The organism is Flavivirga amylovorans (genome assembly GCF_030540875.1).
In the GTDB taxonomy this organism is placed as follows: Bacteria; Bacteroidota; Bacteroidia; order Flavobacteriales; family Flavobacteriaceae; genus Flavivirga; species Flavivirga amylovorans.
Genome location: NZ_JAUOEM010000002.1, coordinates 254,442 through 272,776 on the forward strand (window position 1 = coordinate 254,442; position 18,335 = coordinate 272,776).

Annotated in this window: 16 protein-coding genes; 14 read left to right on the forward strand and 2 right to left on the reverse strand. The window is 31.8% G+C overall.

The features are described 5' to 3' along the window. Positions 1 to 4 precede the first annotated feature (4 nt). The 13 genes from Q4Q39_RS06290 to Q4Q39_RS06350 all read left to right on the forward strand — a co-directional run bounded on the left by Q4Q39_RS06290 (position 5) and on the right by Q4Q39_RS06350 (position 13,890). On the forward strand, positions 5 to 1,684 hold the full coding sequence (locus Q4Q39_RS06290) for a BatD family protein (protein WP_303281559.1): 1,680 nt from the start codon (positions 5 to 7) through the stop codon (positions 1,682 to 1,684). Beyond that, positions 1,684 to 2,688 (forward strand): vWA domain-containing protein, encoded by a 1,005-nt coding sequence (locus tag Q4Q39_RS06295; RefSeq protein WP_303281560.1) that lies wholly within the window; start codon positions 1,684 to 1,686, stop codon positions 2,686 to 2,688. Before Q4Q39_RS06290 ends, Q4Q39_RS06295 begins: the two co-directional genes overlap by 1 nt. A gap of 49 nt (positions 2,689 to 2,737) precedes the next feature. Further along, on the forward strand, positions 2,738 to 3,775 hold the full coding sequence (locus tag Q4Q39_RS06300) for a vWA domain-containing protein (protein WP_303281561.1): 1,038 nt from the start codon (positions 2,738 to 2,740) through the stop codon (positions 3,773 to 3,775). Positions 3,776 to 3,875: 100 nt separating this feature from the next. Then, positions 3,876 to 4,718 (forward strand): tetratricopeptide repeat protein, encoded by an 843-nt coding sequence (locus Q4Q39_RS06305; RefSeq protein ID WP_303281562.1) that lies wholly within the window; start codon positions 3,876 to 3,878, stop codon positions 4,716 to 4,718. Positions 4,719 to 4,772: 54 nt separating this feature from the next. After that, positions 4,773 to 5,150, forward strand: a complete 378-nt coding sequence (locus tag Q4Q39_RS06310) for a four helix bundle protein (RefSeq protein WP_303281563.1) — start codon at positions 4,773 to 4,775, stop codon at positions 5,148 to 5,150. A 19-nt stretch (positions 5,151 to 5,169) separates the two neighbouring features. Then, on the forward strand, positions 5,170 to 6,945 hold the full coding sequence (locus Q4Q39_RS06315; protein WP_303281564.1) for a BatD family protein: 1,776 nt from the start codon (positions 5,170 to 5,172) through the stop codon (positions 6,943 to 6,945). 1 nt (position 6,946) lies between these two features. After that, entirely contained in the window at positions 6,947 to 7,705 is a 759-nt protein-coding gene (locus Q4Q39_RS06320) for an SH3 domain-containing protein (RefSeq protein ID WP_303281565.1), read from the forward strand. 53 nt (positions 7,706 to 7,758) lie between these two features. After that, positions 7,759 to 8,061 carry a hypothetical protein gene (locus tag Q4Q39_RS06325; RefSeq protein ID WP_303281566.1) on the forward strand — a complete coding sequence of 101 codons (303 nt, stop codon included), beginning with the start codon at positions 7,759 to 7,761 and terminating at the stop codon, positions 8,059 to 8,061. Between the two features lie 85 nt (positions 8,062 to 8,146). Continuing rightward, positions 8,147 to 9,727, forward strand: a complete 1,581-nt coding sequence (locus tag Q4Q39_RS06330) for a SulP family inorganic anion transporter (RefSeq protein ID WP_303281567.1) — start codon at positions 8,147 to 8,149, stop codon at positions 9,725 to 9,727. 11 nt (positions 9,728 to 9,738) lie between these two features. After that, positions 9,739 to 10,548: a universal stress protein gene (locus Q4Q39_RS06335; protein ID WP_303281569.1), complete on the forward strand. Its 810-nt coding sequence runs from the start codon at positions 9,739 to 9,741 to the stop codon at positions 10,546 to 10,548. Positions 10,549 to 10,601: 53 nt separating this feature from the next. After that, entirely contained in the window at positions 10,602 to 11,231 is a 630-nt protein-coding gene (locus Q4Q39_RS06340; protein ID WP_303281570.1) for a carbonic anhydrase family protein, read from the forward strand. A 16-nt stretch (positions 11,232 to 11,247) separates the two neighbouring features. Continuing rightward, positions 11,248 to 11,931: a DUF2490 domain-containing protein gene (locus Q4Q39_RS06345; RefSeq protein ID WP_303281571.1), complete on the forward strand. Its 684-nt coding sequence runs from the start codon at positions 11,248 to 11,250 to the stop codon at positions 11,929 to 11,931. Positions 11,932 to 12,027: 96 nt separating this feature from the next. Continuing rightward, complete coding sequence (locus Q4Q39_RS06350; protein WP_303281572.1) at positions 12,028 to 13,890, forward strand: SulP family inorganic anion transporter; 1,863 nt, start codon at positions 12,028 to 12,030, stop codon at positions 13,888 to 13,890. A 177-nt stretch (positions 13,891 to 14,067) separates the two neighbouring features. Here the strand turns inward: Q4Q39_RS06350 and Q4Q39_RS06355 are convergent, their stop codons facing one another. Together Q4Q39_RS06355 and Q4Q39_RS06360 are read right to left on the reverse strand one after the other, a co-directional pair. Continuing rightward, the gene (locus Q4Q39_RS06355; protein WP_303281573.1) at positions 14,068 to 15,156 is read right to left on the reverse strand and encodes an HmuY family protein; all 1,089 of its coding nucleotides are present in this window, start codon (positions 15,154 to 15,156) and stop codon (positions 14,068 to 14,070) included. An 11-nt stretch (positions 15,157 to 15,167) separates the two neighbouring features. Further along, positions 15,168 to 17,300 (reverse strand): TonB-dependent receptor plug domain-containing protein, encoded by a 2,133-nt coding sequence (locus tag Q4Q39_RS06360; protein ID WP_303281574.1) that lies wholly within the window; start codon positions 17,298 to 17,300, stop codon positions 15,168 to 15,170. A 104-nt stretch (positions 17,301 to 17,404) separates the two neighbouring features. On the opposite strand from Q4Q39_RS06360, the gene Q4Q39_RS06365 reads away from it, so the two are divergent. Next, a complete protein-coding gene (locus Q4Q39_RS06365) occupies positions 17,405 to 18,310 on the forward strand; it encodes a DUF6607 family protein (RefSeq protein WP_303281575.1) in 906 nt (301 codons plus the stop codon). Positions 18,311 to 18,335 lie beyond the last annotated feature (25 nt).

The following is an 18,335-nucleotide window of genomic DNA, read 5'->3' on the forward strand; positions in this document are numbered from 1 at the left end:
GAAAATGAAAAAAAGTTATTTAAATATTAAGGAATCAAGAATCAAGAATCAAGAATCAAAACGGTCTTATCTTTTTGTTAGGTACACCTTGTCTTGCGTCTTTGTTTTCATATCTTTTTTCTCTTTTGCTCAAGTTACTTCAGCAATCGATTCTACATCTATAAAAATAGGTGAGCAAATTACATATCATATTCAAGTAGAAACAGATACTACGAGTTTGGTTGTTTTTCCAGAAGGGCAAACATTTCAGCCTTTAGAAATGATTGAATCTTATGACGTTGATACTTTAAAAAAGAGTGATAAATATAGCTTGATTAAAAAATACGGTTTAACACAATTTGATTCAGGAGCCTATACCATTCCCAGACAAAAAATAATTATTGGGGATAAAACTTTTTTTACTGATTCTTTAAAAGTTGAGGTGAATAATATTGTCGTAGATACTACAAAACAAGGGTTGTATGATATTAAGCCTATTATTGAAGTTAAAAAACCTTCAAGTAATTGGTGGAAATATGTATTAATAACACTTTTAATAATTGGAATTGTAGCCTTTTTATTGTTTTGGTTCATTTGGAGAAAAAAGCCATTAACAGAAGAAGAAGAAATTGCGTTACTTCCACCATATGACAGAGCCAAGTTAGCCCTTAAAAAGTTAGATGAAAGTCACTATTTAGAGCATTCAGAAATAAAAGAATATTACTCAGAATTAACAGGGATCATTAGAAAATATTTAGATGAAAAAGTATATGATCATTCTTTAGAAAGTACGACCGACGAACTTGTTAACAGGCTACGATTACTTAAAGAAGGGAATCAAATTGATTTAAGTCAGGAAACAATTAAAAATATTGAAAGTATTTTAAAACGAGCCGATTTAGTAAAATTTGCAAAGTCAGCACCAGATATCGCATTAGCTGAATTAGATAGAGATACCATTGATAGTGAGATTGATCATGTAAAAGAAGTGTTACCTGAGCCAACAGAAGAGGAGAAGCTTTTAGATGAAAAATATAGAGAAGAATTAGAGCGTAAAAAAACTCGAAAAAAGATCATTATTACGGTGGCTATAAGTGTCTTTTTATTAATAGCCACTTTTGTAGGCTTTTCAATAAAATATGGTTTCAATTATGTAAAGGATACCATTATTGGTCATGAGAGTATTGAGCTTTTAGAAGGAGATTGGGTAACTAGTGAGTATGGATTTCCACCTATAACCATATCCACACCAAAAGTGTTAAAAAGAATGGATCCTAGTATCCCAGATGAAATGGCGCAAATGGTTGAGGTTACTATGTTTGGCTATGGAAGTCTAATGGATAAGTTTAGTCTTGTAGTTGCCACTTCTAAGTACAAAAATTTAGGCGAAAATAAAATAGACCTGAAACAATCTATAGAAGGAAACTTTAAAATTATTGAAGAAACTGGCGCAAAGAATATCATAACAAAGAATGATGAATTTGTGACTCCTAATGGCGCTGAAGGGTTAAAAGTTCATGGTACTTTAGATATGCCAATACCAAATTCGGATACATTTGAAAAAGGTAAGTATGCTATTCTAGCATTTAATTCAGAAAATATTGTACAACAAGTACTTATTTCATGGAAAGAAAATGATGTGTATGCAGATCAAATAGTTGAGCGAATTTTAAATTCAATAGAACTTAAAAAAGCAGAAGAATAATGTTTGAGGGAATCGAATTTTTAAATAAAGAATTTTTCTGGTTGCTATTAGCGCTTCCATTAGTTATTCTATGGTATATATTTAAGAACAAAAAACAAACAGCAGAACTTAAAATATCAAGCTTAAAAGGCTTTAAGATTACCAATTCTTGGCTACCAAAATTAAAGCATATATTATTTGTTTTTCGTTTACTAGCACTGGCTTTATTAATAACGGCATTAGCAAGACCTAGAACAGTTGATGTTTCAACAAAAACAAAAACAACAAGAGGAATAGACATTGTTATGGCCATAGATGTTTCTGCAAGTATGTTGGCTAAAGATTTATCGCCAAATAGATTAGAAGCTTTAAAAAAAGTAGCAGCAGAGTTTATTAAAGGCAGACCAAACGATAGAATTGGTTTGGTAGAATACGCAGGAGAAAGTTACACGAAAACACCAATTACAAGTGATAAAGCTATAGTTATACGCTCTTTAAAAAGTATAAAATATAATAATATTATTGAAGGAGGAACCGCTATAGGGATGGGTTTGGCAACCGCAGTAAACCGATTAAAAGATAGTAAAGCAACAAGTAAAGTCATTATTTTATTGACCGATGGTGTTAATAATTCAGGGTTTATAGACCCTAAAATTGCTAGCGAATTAGCAGTTGAATATGATATAAAAACCTATACAATTGGTCTAGGAACTAATGGAATGGCATTGTCTCCAGTCGGTATTTTACCCAATGGAACATTTCAATACGGTCGTATTCAAGTAGAGATTGATGAAGAATTACTTAAAGAAATAGCCAATGTTACTGGAGGTAAATATTTTAGAGCCACCAATAACAGAAAGTTAGAAGAAATTTATGATGAAATTAATAAGCTGGAAAAAACAGAAATAGAAGAGTTTAAGTTTTATAATTACGAAGAGAAGTATCGCTCATTAGTATTTTTTGCAGGACTATTACTCCTTATAGAAATACTGTTGCGTTTTACAGTTTTTAGAAATTTCAATTAGTATGAGTGAATTTGTTGCAAAATGAATTCACAACGAACAAATAGACACAATGTATCAATTAGAAGAGAAAATATGGTTTTGGGTATTAGGTGTTATTCCTGTAATAATCCTGCTCTTTTTGGTGCTTCAATTTTGGAAATATAAAGCACAAAGTAAATTTGCTGATAAAAAATCACTTAAAAAACTAAGCCCAAATACATCGCTATTTAAATCCATTTTAAAATTAGTTGTTTTAAGTCTGGCCTTTGCGTGTTTAGCAATAGCATTAGTAAATCCCAAAATAGGTACAAAATTAGAAACGGTAAAGCGAGAAGGCGTAGATATTGTTTTTGCGGTCGATGTTTCTAAAAGTATGTTGGCAGAAGATATTGCGCCAAACAGATTAGAAAAATCAAAACAACTCGTTACACAAATCATCAATAATCTGGCAAGCGATCGCATAGGTATCATAGCTTATGCAGGAAAGGCATTCCCGCAATTGCCTATAACAACAGATTATGCATCGGCTAAAATGTTTTTACAAAGCATGAATACGGACATGCTTTCATCACAAGGTACAGCCATAAACGAAGCTATTAAATTGGCAAAAACGTATTTTGATGATGAAGAACAAACCAATCGGGTACTTGTTATTATTTCGGATGGTGAAGATCATAGTGAAGAAGCGGCTGCCATTGCAGAAGAAGCTAATGAAGAAGGCATTCGAATATTTACCATAGGTGTGGGAGATATAAAAGGAGGGCCTATTCCAGAAAAACGAAATGGCATTGTTTTAAATTATAAAAAGGACAGTCAAGGAGAAACAGTTATAACACGTTTAAATGAAGAAACTCTTATAGCCATTGCAGAAGAAGCCAATGGAGCTTATATAAATGGAAAAAATACAAATGATGTTGTAGAGACTATTCGTGAAATTTTAAACAGCATGGATAAAACAGAATTTGAAGCCAAACAATTTGCCGATTTTAAAGATCAATTTCAATGGTTCTTAGGTTTTGGTATTTTCTTTTTGCTTTTAGATGTTTTCTTATTGGAGCGTAAAACAGCATGGTTAAAGAAGTTGAATCTATTTAATGAAAATCTGTAACTTTCGAGTCAAACCGAAAGTTAGGCGATTTGATTTAAAACTTTTATAAAATTTTTAACGAACAAAAGTATTAAGGTTTTATATCTTAGAAATAAAAAAAATGAAACGTATAACATTAATTCTATTAACATGTATAGTCTCAATATCTTTTGCACAAGAAGATAAAGAGCAACTGTTAGCGCTTAAAAAGGCCAATGGCTTTGTTTATGAAGGTAATAGTTTAATAAATGATGACGATTTTGTTTCTGGAGAAATGGCATATAGACAAGCGATTTCCAAACAACCAAATACGGTAGCTGGGATTTATAATCTAGGTAATGCGTATTATAAAAAAGGCAATTTTGAAGAAGCACTTTACCGTCATGAACAAGCGGCAAAAGCCACCTCTTCGAAATCAGAAAAACATAAAGCATATCATAATATTGGCAATATATTAATGCAAAATAAAAAATGTAAGGAAGCTGTTGAAGCTTTTAAAAATGCTTTGAGAAATGATCCTACAGATAATGAAACCCGTTATAATTTAGGTGTGGCCAAGATTTGTGCAGAAGAACAAAAGGATCAAGAAGATCAAAATAAAGACGATAAGAACAAAGACGAGAATAAGGACGATAAGGATAAGAAAGAGAACAAAGACAAAAAAGATAAAGAGGGCGACGATAAAGAAGAGGACAAGAAAGATAAAGGCGACGAGGAGAAAAAAGAGGGTGACGACGAAAAGGATGATAAAGGAAAGCCCAAAGACGAAAAAGAAGATAAAGGAAAAGGAGATGAAGATAAGAAGAAAGAACAGCAAAAGCCTAAGCCTCAACCCGGGCAAATGTCGCCACAGCAAATAAAGAATTTACTGGAAGCGATGAATAATCAAGAACAAAAGGTTCAAGAAAAAATGAATGCAGTAAAAGAAAAAGGTGCAAAAATCAAAACTGAAAAAGATTGGTAAAACTAAAGAAATCTGATTAACGATTGGTGAGTTTTGAATTAAATAGAAGTATTAATGAAAACAAATGACCTTGAAGACAGAATAATTGATTTCACAGTTTTTATAATTAACATAATAGAAAAGGTGAAGAATAATTATGCTGGTAATTATTATGGAAATCAATTAATACGTTCTTCTGGTTCTCCAGCCCTTAATTATGGAGAAGCTAGAAGCGCTGAGTCGCACAAAGATTTTGTTCACAAAATGGGAATATGTTTAAAAGAGCTTAGAGAATCATATAATTGTTTAAGAATAATAAATAAGGCTAACTTATTTGAGGGAAATCAAGATAAAATGGATAAAGCTTTAGATGAAAACAACCAACTAATATCCATTTTTGTTACTAGTATTAAAACGTCGAAAAGCAATAATTCAAACATCAAAAATCGCTAATCGTTGTTCGTTAATCATCATGAAAATTATCAAACACATATCAATAATATTATTACTACTTACAACAAGTATAGCTTCAGCACAAGTTAAATTTGAAGCGAAAGTAAGTAAACAAAAATTAGGTATAAACGAGCGTTTGCGTATTGACTTTGAAATGAATAAAGATGGAGATAACTTTAATCCTCCAAATTTTTCAAATTTCACAGTAGTAGGCGGGCCAAATCAATCTGTAAGTAACTCCTGGATTAATGGTGTGAGAACTTATAAGAAGACCTATAGTTATTTTTTAGCACCAAAAAAGCGAGGTAATTTTACTATTAGACAAGCAACTATTTCCATTGGCGGTGAAACCTATAAGACATTACCATTAAATATTCAGGTTACTGCGGCAGTAGACAAACCAAAAGATCCGAATGATGCAAATTTTATCGCTTCAGAAAACATTCATTTAGTAGCAGAAGTTTCAAAAACAAATCCCTATTTAAATGAAGCCATTACGGTTGTTTATAAGCTATATGTGTCGCCTTCTATAGCAGTCGATAATTGGAATGAGATGGATAGCCCAAGATATAATGATTTTTGGAGCCAGAATATAAATACCCAAGGACAAAAAGTTCAAAACGGTACCTATAATGGTAAAGATTATCGTTTTTTGATTTTACGAAAAGCAGTATTATATCCTCAAAAAACAGGCAAGCTAAATATAGAGCCGTTAACGTTAGATATCTCTTTACGCGTACCTTCTAATAGGCGAGATATTTTCGGAAGCCTTTTAATGACTCGAGTTAATAAAACGGTCTCTGCAGGTAATAAAACAATTCATGTTAAGCCTTTGCCAGATGCTGGTAAGCCTGTAGATTTTGCAGGAGCTGTTGGTGATTTTAAACTTGATGTCTTAGCCTCAAAAAGAGTATTAGACGCCTCGGAATCATTCCAAATAAAAGTGGCTGTTAAAGGAAATGGGAATCTAAAGCTTTTTAAGTTGCCTAAAATATCATTGCCAAGCTCTTTAGAAGTTTATGAGCCAGAGCATAAAGAGCAAATAAAAACAAATCTATCTGGGATGAGAGGAAGTATTTCAGATAGTTATACCGTTGTACCGCAATACAAAGGTAAGTATCCAATACCTAGTATTTCCTTTTCATATTTCGATTTAAAAACAGAAACTTATAAGCGATTATCATCTGACGAAATTATAATTGATGTTTTAAATGGACCATCAAATACTACTAGCGGAGCTTCCAACGGAAACCTTACAAATAATACTAAGCAACGCGTAGTTTTAAATAACGATCAATTTGCATTTATCAAAACAAAGACAGATTTTGTTAGTACCAAATCAACTTATTTCTTTAAAACAAACTTGTTTTGGAGTTTGTTATTATTCCCTTTTTTACTAATTCCTTTAGCTATAATTGTTCGTAAGAAAAAAGCAAGTAGAGATTCTGATGTATATGGCAATAGAATTAGAAAAGCAGATAGATTGGCAAAGAAGTATTTGAGCAATGCTAAAAAATCACTTGGTAAAAAAGAAGCCTTTTATATAGCCTTAGAAAAAGCATTGCACAATTATCTAAAGGCCAGATTGCACATAGAAACTAATGACTTAAGTAAAGATAAAATTAATAGCTCGCTAAAGGAAAAGCAAGTTGATGAAGGGGTAATAAAAGATTTTATTGCTATTGTAGAAAACTGTGAGTTAGCAAGATATACACCAATAGATATTGTTACTATGCAAGATGATTATGAAAAGGCAGCAAAAACAATTTCTTTAATAGATAAACAAGCACGTTAAGATGAAAAAAGTTTTTTGCATAGTATCGTTTTTGTTAGGCCTAGTCGCTTTTTCCCAAAATCAAACACTATTTGAAAAAGCCAATGCCTTGTATAATGAAGGTAAATATGCCGAAGCGATAGATAATTATAATGCTATTTTAGAGACACAGAATCATTCAGCCGATGTGTACTTTAATTTGGCAAACGCACATTATAAACTAAACAATATTGCACCCAGTATTTACTTTTATGAAAAGGCATTACAATTAGCGCCTGATGATGATGATATTAAAAACAACTTGTCATTTGCTCAAAACATGACCATTGATGCTATTGATGTTATTCCAGAAGCTGGACTTTCTAAACTCATAAAAAGTATGACCAATATGATGAGTTTTGATAATTGGGCAAGAACGGCTGTAGGTCTAGTGTTTTGTTTTGTCATTTTAGTGCTCGTTTATTACTTTGCTTATTCAACGTTAAGGAAACGTTTAGCGTTTATGGGAAGTTTAGCCTCATTAGTTTTATTATGTGTGTCGCTTGCATTTGCATTTCATAAATACAACTTAGATAAAAAAGATAACCCTGCCATTGTTTTTGTACAAGAAAGTAAAGTGAAAAGCGATCCAAATCCTAAAAGTGAAGAGTCTTTTAGATTGCATGAAGGCACTAAAATACAGGTGTTAGAGTCGTATAATAATTGGAAAAAAATTAAGCTTTCTGATGGCAAAATGGGTTGGGTAAATTCAGAAGATATTAAGTTGTTGAACGATATTTAACTTTTCCCTAACAAAAAAAAGTATATATTTGTTTTTCATGTTTTTTTAATAAAATGTTTAGAAATATAGTTTCTGTATGCTTGTCAATAATCTTTTTGGTGTTTTTATCAGCACCAACGGTTATTACTATAGTAGACGATTCTATTGATGTCTCTTTCTTTTTTGCTTCATCTGAAGAAGAAGAAAAAGGCGGTAAAAAAGATAAAGATGTAGAGATTTTGGTTTTTGATCTTAATATGAGTGAATTAGATTTTGTTTCAAACGAATCGGAAAATGATTTAGAGTATTATTTCAAAAACTATCCTAAACCTCATTTAAACCTTATCTCCCCCCCTCCACAATTGCACATATTATAATGTAAGTTTTGTTGGCTTTTTAAGCTATTTTATCTAATTAATCACTCTTTGATTTTTCAATGAAGGAGAAAAAATTTATTGTAATATGTTTAAAACTATTAAGAATGACTTACCAGCGAGTATAGTCGTATTTTTTGTTGCACTACCATTATGTTTAGGTATTGCATTAGCAAGTGGAGCTCCCCTTTTTTCAGGATTGATAGCAGGAATTATAGGAGGGGTAGTTGTAGGCGCTTTAAGTGGCTCAAAAATTGGAGTTAGTGGACCGGCTGCGGGTTTAGCAGCAATTGTTTTAACAGCTATAGGAACCTTAGGAGGGTATCAAAACTTTTTAGTAGCTGTTGTGTTAGGAGGCGCTATTCAACTGTTATTCGGCGTTTTAAAAGCAGGGATTATTGGATACTATTTTCCGTCTTCAGTAATTAAGGGCATGTTAACAGGTATTGGTATTATCATTATTTTAAAGCAAATACCTCATTTTTTTGGCTATGATGCCAATCCCGAAGGTGATTTATTTTTCTTTGAAGTAGACAGTAAAGGAACTTTTTCAGAACTAATAGGTACTATAAACCATATAAAGCTAGGCTCTGCTTTAATTGGCATAATAGGATTAGCCATTTTAATACTTTGGGATAAAGTACTATCTAAAAAAGGTAAAATATTTCAATTGATACAAGGACCACTTGTAGCTGTTGTGGTTGGAATTATTTTTTATGTTATTACATTATCAAATGAAGTTTTAGCAATAACACCATCACATTTAGTTAGTGTCCCAGTTCCTGAAGATGCTTCGTCATTTTTTGGTCAATTCAGTTTTCCTAATTTTAGCGTTATTACTAAACCAGAAGTATGGATTGTTGCATTTACAATTGCCTTGGTAGCAAGTTTAGAAACCTTGCTGTGTGTAGAAGCAACTGATAAGTTAGATCCTAACAAAAATGTAACACCTACTAATAGAGAATTGTTAGCTCAAGGTACAGGTAATATTCTTTCTGGGCTAGTTGGAGGGTTACCGATAACACAAGTAATAGTTAGGAGTTCAGCAAATATTCAATCAGGTGGCGTATCAAAAATGTCAGCAATTATTCATGGGTTTTTCTTAATAATCTCAGTTATTTTAATTCCTAAGCTGTTAAACATGATTCCGTTATCTGTATTAGCCGCTGTACTATTAGTAGTTGGATATAAGTTAGCAAAGCCTTCTTTGTTTAAAAAAATGTTTGATTTAGGATGGAAACAATTTATACCGTTTACTGTAACAGTTTTGGGAATTGTCTTTATCGACCTTTTATATGGAATAGGACTTGGATTAGGAGTTGGTATTATCGTTATCCTTATTAAAAGTTATCAAAACTCACATTTTCTACATATTGAAGATAAGAGTAATGGAAAGCATAAAATAAAAATGACATTTGCCGAAGAGGTTACGTTTTTTAATAAAGGAGCTATTCTTAAAGAATTAGATAGTTTACCAAGAGACACCTATTTAGAGTTAGATGTTAGGAAAACAAGATATTTAGATAATGATATTATTGAGATTTTAGAAGATTTTGCATTTAAAGCAAATGAAAGAAACATTGATATTAAATTGATTTCAGAGCGTGGTATGGTTGAAAACCCGTCAAGCTTTATTGAGTTTTTTAAATTGAGACCCAAAGCAACTTAAACCTAAAAATCATGAAAAAAAAATATAAAATATTAGTCCTTTCAGATTTAAAAAAATCGACAAATGCTACATTAAAAAGCACAGTCAGTTTAGCTAAAATGATAAATGGAGACATAGAATTTTTCCATGTTAAAAAGCCCAGCGACATTGTAGAAAAAGAAAGTCAATTATCAGCTATGCGTACTATAAATAAGGAGCATTTTGCAATTGAAAAGGAAATACAAACTTTAATAACATCTATTTCTAAAGATTACGGAGTAAACATAAATTATTCATTTACCTATGGAAATGTAAAGGATGAAATGCGTAAATACATCAAACTTAATAAACCCGACATCATTGTTTTAGGTAAAAGAAAACCTAAACCACTTAATTTTATAAGTTATGGCATTACAAATTTTATTCTTAAAGAACATAATGGTGTAATCATGTTGGCAGATAATGATAATATATTAGAACCAAATAATGACATATCGCTTGGTGTACTAAACGGAGTTGAAGAATCATTTAATCTAGAATTTATTGAGGACTTGATGAATCATAGTCAAAAGCCCTTAAAATCTTTTAAAATTGTTAAAGGCGATTCAAATACAAACTCAAAAGCAGATACAGATATTAGCAAAAAAATGGTTGAATATGTATTTGAAACGAGTGACAATATTATTGATAACCTTTCTAATTATGTATCAAAAAATAATATTAACTTATTATGCGTAAATAGAGAAAAGAAAAATACCGTAAAAAACGAAAACACATCAGCATCTGATATTAAAACTTTTATGGGGAAGCTTAATGTTTCATTTCTAGTTACAAGAGGATAAAGACTATTAGCACAATAATAATTTTATGAAAAATGAATTTTAATTAAAAAATTATGAAAGCACATACAAAAGAAACACAAGCAGCAATGACACCTCAAAAGTCATTGGAATATTTAAAAGCGGGAAACCAAAGGTTTCAGGATAATTTAAAAGTGGATAGAGATTTATTGGATCAGGTTAAAGATACGAGCAATGGGCAATATCCATTTGCGACTGTTTTAAGTTGTATAGACTCTAGAGTATCTTCAGAATTAATTTTTGATCAAGGTATAGGTGATATCTTTAGTGCTAGAGTCGCAGGGAATTTTGTAAATGAAGATATTTTAGGAAGCATGGAATTTGCTTGTAAATTAGCAGGTACCAAGCTCGTAGTTGTATTAGGGCATACCAGTTGCGGCGCTGTAAAAGGTGCTTGTGATAATGCTAAAATGGGCAATTTAACCAAACTTATCGAAAAAATTACACCAGCAGTCAATGCCGTTTCAGAACCTAAGGATGCAAGTTTACGAAATTCAAAAAACATAGAATTTGTAGACAATGTTTCTAAGAAAAATGTCGAGTTAACTATTGAAAGAATTATGAAAGAAAGCGATGTATTAGCAGATATGCAAAATAATGGCGAGATTATGATAGTTGGAGCTATGTACGATATTCATTCAGGTGCCGTGACATTCTATGAGTAAACAGCTTAGCTTATAGATGGGAAAGAATACTATGAAAATAAAAACAAGTCTGGTAGCATTAGTTATGGCATTAATGTCTCCCTTATTTATGCAAAGTCAAGACAGTGATTTTGGAAATTGGCTAATATATATAGGTAATAAAAAACTTAATAAGAAGTGGAACATCCATAACGAGATTCAATACAGAAACTATGATGCTATCGGAGACCTTGAACAATTGCTTTTAAGAACAGGTTTGGGGTATACCTTTAATGAAAGTAAGAATAACGTATTATTAGGTTATGGCTATATCCTTTCGGAGAATTACGTAGGAAATACAGATGATAAAGTCTCTGTTAATGAACACAGAGTTTTTCAGCAGTTTACATCAAAACAAAACATAGGTCGCGTAAAATTAAATCACCGGTATAGATTTGAACAACGTTTTGTTGAAGATGATTTTAAATTACGTTTTCGCTATTTTTTAGCGTTAAATATTCCTTTTTGTAATAAGGAGGATCAAAATAGTAACTATTATTTTTCTGCATACAATGAAATATTTTTAAATACAGAAACAGCAATTTTCGATAGAAATAGGCTATATGCAGGTATTGGTTATAATATCAATAAGAATATAAGACTCGAAGCTGGCTACATGAATCAATTTTTCGAAACCAGTAGCAGAGATCAATTGAATATTATCACTTTCGTTACATTTTAAGTTAACTTTAATTAAAAAAACCAATACTTTTGAGAGTTGGTTTTTTTTTTGAACCAAGATGAATTAACTTGGAACTTCTAAATAGTTACTTAAAATATGAAAAATCTTTTTTCAAATATAAAAGGAGATGCTTTTGGTGGTATTACTGCTGGTATAGTTGCATTACCCTTAGCGCTTGCTTTTGGAGTGTCTTCTGGGTTAGGACCTACAGCAGGATTATATGGGGCTATTTTTATTAGTTTTTTTGCTGCTCTTTTTGGAGGAACTAATACACAGATTTCTGGGCCAACAGCACCAATGACGGCAGTTAGTATGCTTGTTATAGCAGGTATCATTGCAACAAACGATGGCGATGTTAATAAGGCACTACCAGTAATTCTTACTGTATTTTTGTTAACAGGATTAATGCAAGTTGGATTAGGTATTTTAGGTTTAGGAAAGTATATAAGGTACATTCCTTACCCTGTAGTTTCAGGTTTTATGACGGCCATAGGCGTTATTATATTACTAACTCAAATTTTACCTTCTATAGGGTATTACCCAAAGGAAGATATGGAGTTTGTAAACACATTTAAGGCACAAGCAGAAAATGTTATTCTTAGGAATATTATCGAAGAAGAAAAAAGCGAAGGTATTTTAGTACTAGAAAATTTTAAAGAAACAATATCCAGATCTGAAGCTATTTCGCAAGAGGATATTTTACGAGAGTCCCAAACATTAGCTAAAAATGAAAGTAAAAAAGCTTTCGGAATATTAAAAATTCTACCAAGAGCATTACAAAATATTAATTGGTTAGAATTAATGCTAGCTTTAGGAACCATTTTTATTATTTATGGCTTTAAACGTATTACTAAAGCTGTACCAAGTACATTAGTCGCTTTAATAGTGATGTCTGGAATTGCATTTGGTTTTGGATTAAACTACAGACCCATTGAAGAAATTCCGAGCGGATTACCGATTCCAAATTTAGAAATTTTTACAAATTTTAAATTAAGTAGTATAACCCCTTATGTTTTTACTGCATTAACATTGGCTTTATTGGGAGCGATAGATTCATTGTTAACGAGTGTTGTTGCCGATAATATGACAAAAACGAAACACAAACCAAACAAGGAATTAGTAGGCCAAGGTATAGGTAATAGTATTGCCGCAATTTTTGGAGGTATCCCTGGAGCAGGAGCAACCATTAGAACCGTAGTAAATATTACCTCTGGTGGTAAAACAAAATTATCAGGGATGATTGCTGGTGTTTTATTGTTAATAATATTGCTAGCCTTAGGGCCTGTAGCATCAAAAATTCCTGCGGCAGTCCTGGCCGGTATCTTAATAACAGTTGGTATTGGCGTTATGGATTACAAAGGCTTAAAAGCCATTCCAAGTTTACCAAGAGATATAAAACTAGGGCCACTAAAACTAAGTTCAGAAGTATTGATAATGCTTGTTGTTTTGTTACTTTCTACTTTTTGGGACCTAATTTATGCTGTTGGTATCGGACTTGTAATAGCGTCTTTAATGTTTATGAAGAAAATAGGGGATTTAACAGCAGAACGTTCAGATGTAAAACCACTAAAAGAAGAAGCTTGGGCAGATGAAGCTGGGTTTCCTGAAAATTTAAAAGAAGAAGTCTTTATAAAACACTTAAAAGGCCCTTTGTTTTTTGGATCAACAAGCGATTTTCAGCAATTAACAGCACAAATTCCCGATACAGCTAAAACAGTTATTATAAGATTAGGACGTATGCAGTATATGGACCAATCCGGGCTATATGCTATGGAAGATATGTTACAAGAATTAAGTAAAAAAGGAATTGCAGTCTTATTTGTTGGGTTGTTAAGACAGCCGAAATATATGATGGAACGAATTGATATCATTCCTGATTTAATTCCTAGAGAGCATATATTTGATAGTTTTAAGGAATGTATTGGTTGGATTAAAGAGAATGTGCATGAAAATGATTAGAATTACGGGTTTCAAAAGTATTTAAAAGATATTATGGAGACCGATCATGAGTCATCCTAAAATAAATTAACAGTTTTTAAATAACAAAAAACCATTGAAACTAGCTTCAATGGTTTTTTTGTTACGTAAAAATCAGGCATTTTATAACGTTGTTTTTAGTGGCCTGTTTTAATCATTTTATTGCAGCAAACTATAAACAAACTCAGGGTATCCACGTACTCCATCTTCATTTGTTAAAGCTAAAAATTGTAGCTTGTAAAGGTTTCCGTCAGTATCATTTACAACATAAAAAACAGTTGTTTTTAAAGAAGGTAAGCTTCCTGGTCCCCCACCATTTCTCCAACTACTTCCAATACTACGTTGGTCTGAAGTAAAATTACTTTCAACAATATCTGCTAATGTAAAATCAGCATAAGTTAATGTGTTATCAATCTCAGTATCTATCATGTATACTTTTGCATCAGCTTTAGCATTGTTAACTACAAAATCGGAATAACCATAAGAACCAAACCCTTCAATTTCGTTTGTAAAAACGGTAAAGTTTAAATCCCAATTTTCCTTTTCTGGTTCTACATTAATTTTATCTTTAGTATCGAAGCTGAAAAAAGTATAATTATAATCAGAATTTTTAGATATAGTTATTTCTTGGTGCGTTGTAGCATCCAAATCTGCATATTGTAGAACATAATCACTGCCATTTTTTAGAACTCGAATTTTTTTCCATCCTCTTGAAATACCTGAAATAGCTACACTTCCTGTAGATGGGGTTTCTGTTCCTACCTTATAACCTAAATTCAATAAGTAAACGTTGTTATTAGCATCTGTATTAGAAATTTCGTCAATAGCTGTATTGGTAATTGTACCATCTGGAGCATCTACATAAGCTTTGTTTGCATCATCAAAAGTACCAACAGCTACTTGAGGCTGTAAATCTTGTACTTCTGTAGAAGTTGAATTTATGGCATCTATATCTGTTGCAGATAGTTTAGCAGTAGCCATATAGATAGATCCGTTAATTATAACTCTAAAGTTTGTCCCTGAGTAAAACCCCAGATCCCACGAATCTCGTTGTACAGTTGAAGAGGTATTACTACTTAAATCAATATAGACTTGATTTTGTTGGTTAGGGCCTCCAACACTTGGAGATACTGATGCACCTTCAATTATAACTTTGATAGGCTCGGTTGGTCCATCGTCATTAGTACTACAACTAGTAAAAGCTAGAACAGTAGTACATAGAATAAGGGTTAAAAATTTGTTTAACATAATTAGTGATTTTAAAATTTAAGATTATATAATAGTTTTAAGTAATATGAACGGCCATAGCCCAATAAAAGCCCACTATTATTTAAAGAATGAATAGCCCCATTTCCAGAGCTACTAACATTTACATTAGTAACATCTAGTAGGTTTCTAGCTCCAACTGTGGCTTGAATTGCGTTATCGAAAAAAGATTTTTTTATAGAAGTATCTAACCAGTTATAGGCATCAGTAGTCGTTTTAGAAAACAAAGAATTTCCATTAGCATCCGTTCCTACAGCACTATAGTTTTGTTGTTTTCCGTTGTGTTTTAAAAGAACTGTTACTGCTGTTTGCCATTTTTTAATTTGATACGTGCCACTGGTATTAATTTGTACAGCATAAAGAAAGTCATCTTCAGAGTTTAATTCATCATTAGCTATTTGAGAAATACCTTGTAGTGTAGCCCCTAAATTAAACGTCCAATTATCAGTTTTCAAACTGTTTTCTGAAGTAATTCCCCATAATTTGTAAGCGTCAATGTTTATGTATTGAAACTGTAAAGGTGTATTGTTAACAATAGCTAGATCAATTTTATCCTGTAAATCGATATAGCTGATCTTTAGGGTATTTATAAGTGAAGTATTTTTAAACCAATTGCGTTTTTTAAAGTTTACAAAAGCAGTGAAACCATTTTCTGGATTCAGATTTTCATTACCTCTTACATCATGATTACTATCTACGAAATAATAGTAAAGTTCTTCAAAATTTGGTGTTCGGTAGGAGGTACCAATGTTTCCTCGTAGCTCAAAACCATGTTTCATCAAATAGCGTGCGCTTATTGAACCTAAAAATTTTGATTGAAATTGTGAATTATATTCATAACGCAAGCCGGGGCGTAATAGAATTTTATCAGAAAGATTGATTTCTGAAGAACCAAATAAGGCATAATTATTTTGAGACTGTTCTTTGTCTTGTTGTGTAATAGCTCCCGAAGCTTGTGTGTCAAATCCTTTTATTAGGCGAGTTTCATAGCCCAGCTGAAAGTTATAAAAGTTATTTTTAACCAGATTATTGATGTTTCCTTTTGAAAAAAACACCTTGCTAGACTGATACACTTCGTCAGTCTCATTGCTCCTCTCTTCAGTAACGATGAAGTAATTAAATTCGTTTAAATGACGCTTTTGTTGCTGATAAGAAACAGAAGCATTGTAATTCACTCCAGAATTTAACTTACCGTTTACGCTCAAATTATTAACGAATCTATTGGTTGTAAAAATTCTATCAGTTGCAGATGGGTTACTTGTTTGTGATTGTGTATCTATATTAGCTCTAACTGCTGCATCGTGATAATTTATAATTTCATTGAAGTAATCAAACTTATAAAATAGTTTAAAGTTCTCTTTACTATAGTTTAGTAATGCGTTAGTGTTTATTTGTGTTTTAGGCAACCAATCGTAGCCCCTTAAACCATCATTTTGATAATGGTTTTTTCCTTGTCTATCATTATAAAACCCAGCAAATTGATTTCTGTTAACACCAGCCCTAGCAAACCAATTTTTTTTGAAATTATGACCAATGTTTAGGGCTTGTATATGTCTACCTTTGTTAAACCAAGCATACTCATCACTTACCGTTTCTTCTTGTATAACTGTTTGAATTTTCCATTCACTACTAATTGTCTTTTTGGTTATAATATTAATAACGCCAGAAACAGCATTGGCTCCATATTCAACCCCCATAGCACCTTCAACGATCTCGATACGTTCTACATCATCAAGATTTATTTGTGTTAAATCTATATTGTTTCCAAGTCCGCTATCGCTTACTAGCGGAATATTATCGACCAGAATATTGAAGTATTGAGCGTCTAAACCAAAAAAAGAAATAGTTGATTTTCCAGTTTGCGCATTCGGAATGATAGTTAAGTTTAAATTGAAATTTAATAGGTCCGCTAAATTATTAGCTGCCTGATTTTCAATTTGCTCTCTTTTTATTACAATAACGTTATGAACCGATTTCTTTATAGATTGCGGATTATATTGTCCAGTAACAACAACCTCTTCTAAACTATTAACTTTTACTGAATCTTGTTTTACTTCTTGAGAAAATATCAGGCAAGAAAAAAAAATTGAAAAATAAATGCCGAAATAGTTTTTATTTAGAATCATTCTTAATTAAATTTGCTGCAAATATATATCTTATTTTAATTCAGTCTAAATAAGAATAGATTAAATTTTAATTTTTTTCAATTAATAAAATCAAACCATTAAAAATGAGACAATTATCGATTTTTTCACTATTAATTCTAGCTTTTTCAATGCATGGAAATGCTCAAAGCAAGAAAAAACAAGATGCAGAAGCCATTAAAAAAATGTGTGGATGCTATGAAGTGACTTTCAATTTTGCAGAAACCTTTAACTATAGTGAAGACTCACTTTACAAGCCATCTAAAACAAAGAGGGATAAAGGTCTGGAGTGGGCACAATTGGTTGAAGATGATAAAAACAAAATAGCTATTCAGCATATTCTTCAAGTGGGAGATTCTTCTAAACCACATATTGTAAAACATTGGAGACAAGATTGGCTTTATGAGAATACTGATTTTTATATGTTTAATGGGGATAACACTTGGAAATATGTTTCTAAGCCAAAATCTGAAGTTAAAGAGCAATGGACTCAAAAAGTATATCAGGTTGACGACAGTCCAAGATATGAAGGTACAGCAACTTGGGTGCATGTAGATGGTAAGAGTTATTGGGAAAACATAACGGATGCACCATTACCAAGACGTGAATATACTAAACGAAGTGATTACAATGTAACCGTTAGAGGCAACCGCCATGAGATTACTAAAAATGGCTGGGTACACGACCAGGATAATGCTAAAGTAATTCGTGAAGATGGAAAATCAGATGTGATTTTGGCAAAAGAAAAAGGTTATAATACGTATGTGCAAGTTGATGACAGTAGGTGTAAGGCTGCTGCAACTTGGTGGAAGGAAAATCAAGGAAAATGGGCTTTAGTACGTGCCAAATGGTCTGATGTTTATAATAGAAATCAAAACTTAGCATTAGAACCAAAAGTTGAAAATAAACAGCTTTATAAATATTTGTTTTCTGATGATTACAATAAAGCTGATGACATAAATAAAGTGATAGAATCTTTTGTAAAAAAATAACCAAAAAATTAGAGAACCAAGAAAT

What these genes read in the sequence shown, in the direction of transcription:
- Q4Q39_RS06330 (WP_303281567.1), top strand. Translation starts at nt 8,147, where the DNA reads ATGTTTAAAACTATTAAGAATGACTTACCAGCGAGTATAGTCGTATTT.
- Q4Q39_RS06335 (WP_303281569.1), top strand. Translation starts at nt 9,739, where the DNA reads ATGAAAAAAAAATATAAAATATTAGTCCTTTCAGATTTAAAAAAATCG.
- Q4Q39_RS06345 (WP_303281571.1), top strand. Translation starts at nt 11,248, where the DNA reads ATGGGAAAGAATACTATGAAAATAAAAACAAGTCTGGTAGCATTAGTT.
- Q4Q39_RS06360 (WP_303281574.1), bottom strand. Translation starts at nt 17,300, where the DNA reads ATGATTCTAAATAAAAACTATTTCGGCATTTATTTTTCAATTTTTTTT.
- Q4Q39_RS06355 (WP_303281573.1), bottom strand. Translation starts at nt 15,156, where the DNA reads ATGTTAAACAAATTTTTAACCCTTATTCTATGTACTACTGTTCTAGCT.
- Q4Q39_RS06320 (WP_303281565.1), top strand. Translation starts at nt 6,947, where the DNA reads ATGAAAAAAGTTTTTTGCATAGTATCGTTTTTGTTAGGCCTAGTCGCT.
- Q4Q39_RS06315 (WP_303281564.1), top strand. Translation starts at nt 5,170, where the DNA reads ATGAAAATTATCAAACACATATCAATAATATTATTACTACTTACAACA.
- Q4Q39_RS06325 (WP_303281566.1), top strand. Translation starts at nt 7,759, where the DNA reads ATGTTTAGAAATATAGTTTCTGTATGCTTGTCAATAATCTTTTTGGTG.
- Q4Q39_RS06310 (WP_303281563.1), top strand. Translation starts at nt 4,773, where the DNA reads ATGAAAACAAATGACCTTGAAGACAGAATAATTGATTTCACAGTTTTT.
- Q4Q39_RS06365 (WP_303281575.1), top strand. Translation starts at nt 17,405, where the DNA reads ATGAGACAATTATCGATTTTTTCACTATTAATTCTAGCTTTTTCAATG.
- Q4Q39_RS06300 (WP_303281561.1), top strand. Translation starts at nt 2,738, where the DNA reads ATGTATCAATTAGAAGAGAAAATATGGTTTTGGGTATTAGGTGTTATT.
- Q4Q39_RS06290 (WP_303281559.1), top strand. Translation starts at nt 5, where the DNA reads ATGAAAAAAAGTTATTTAAATATTAAGGAATCAAGAATCAAGAATCAA.
- Q4Q39_RS06295 (WP_303281560.1), top strand. Translation starts at nt 1,684, where the DNA reads ATGTTTGAGGGAATCGAATTTTTAAATAAAGAATTTTTCTGGTTGCTA.
- Q4Q39_RS06305 (WP_303281562.1), top strand. Translation starts at nt 3,876, where the DNA reads ATGAAACGTATAACATTAATTCTATTAACATGTATAGTCTCAATATCT.
- Q4Q39_RS06350 (WP_303281572.1), top strand. Translation starts at nt 12,028, where the DNA reads ATGAAAAATCTTTTTTCAAATATAAAAGGAGATGCTTTTGGTGGTATT.
- Q4Q39_RS06340 (WP_303281570.1), top strand. Translation starts at nt 10,602, where the DNA reads ATGAAAGCACATACAAAAGAAACACAAGCAGCAATGACACCTCAAAAG.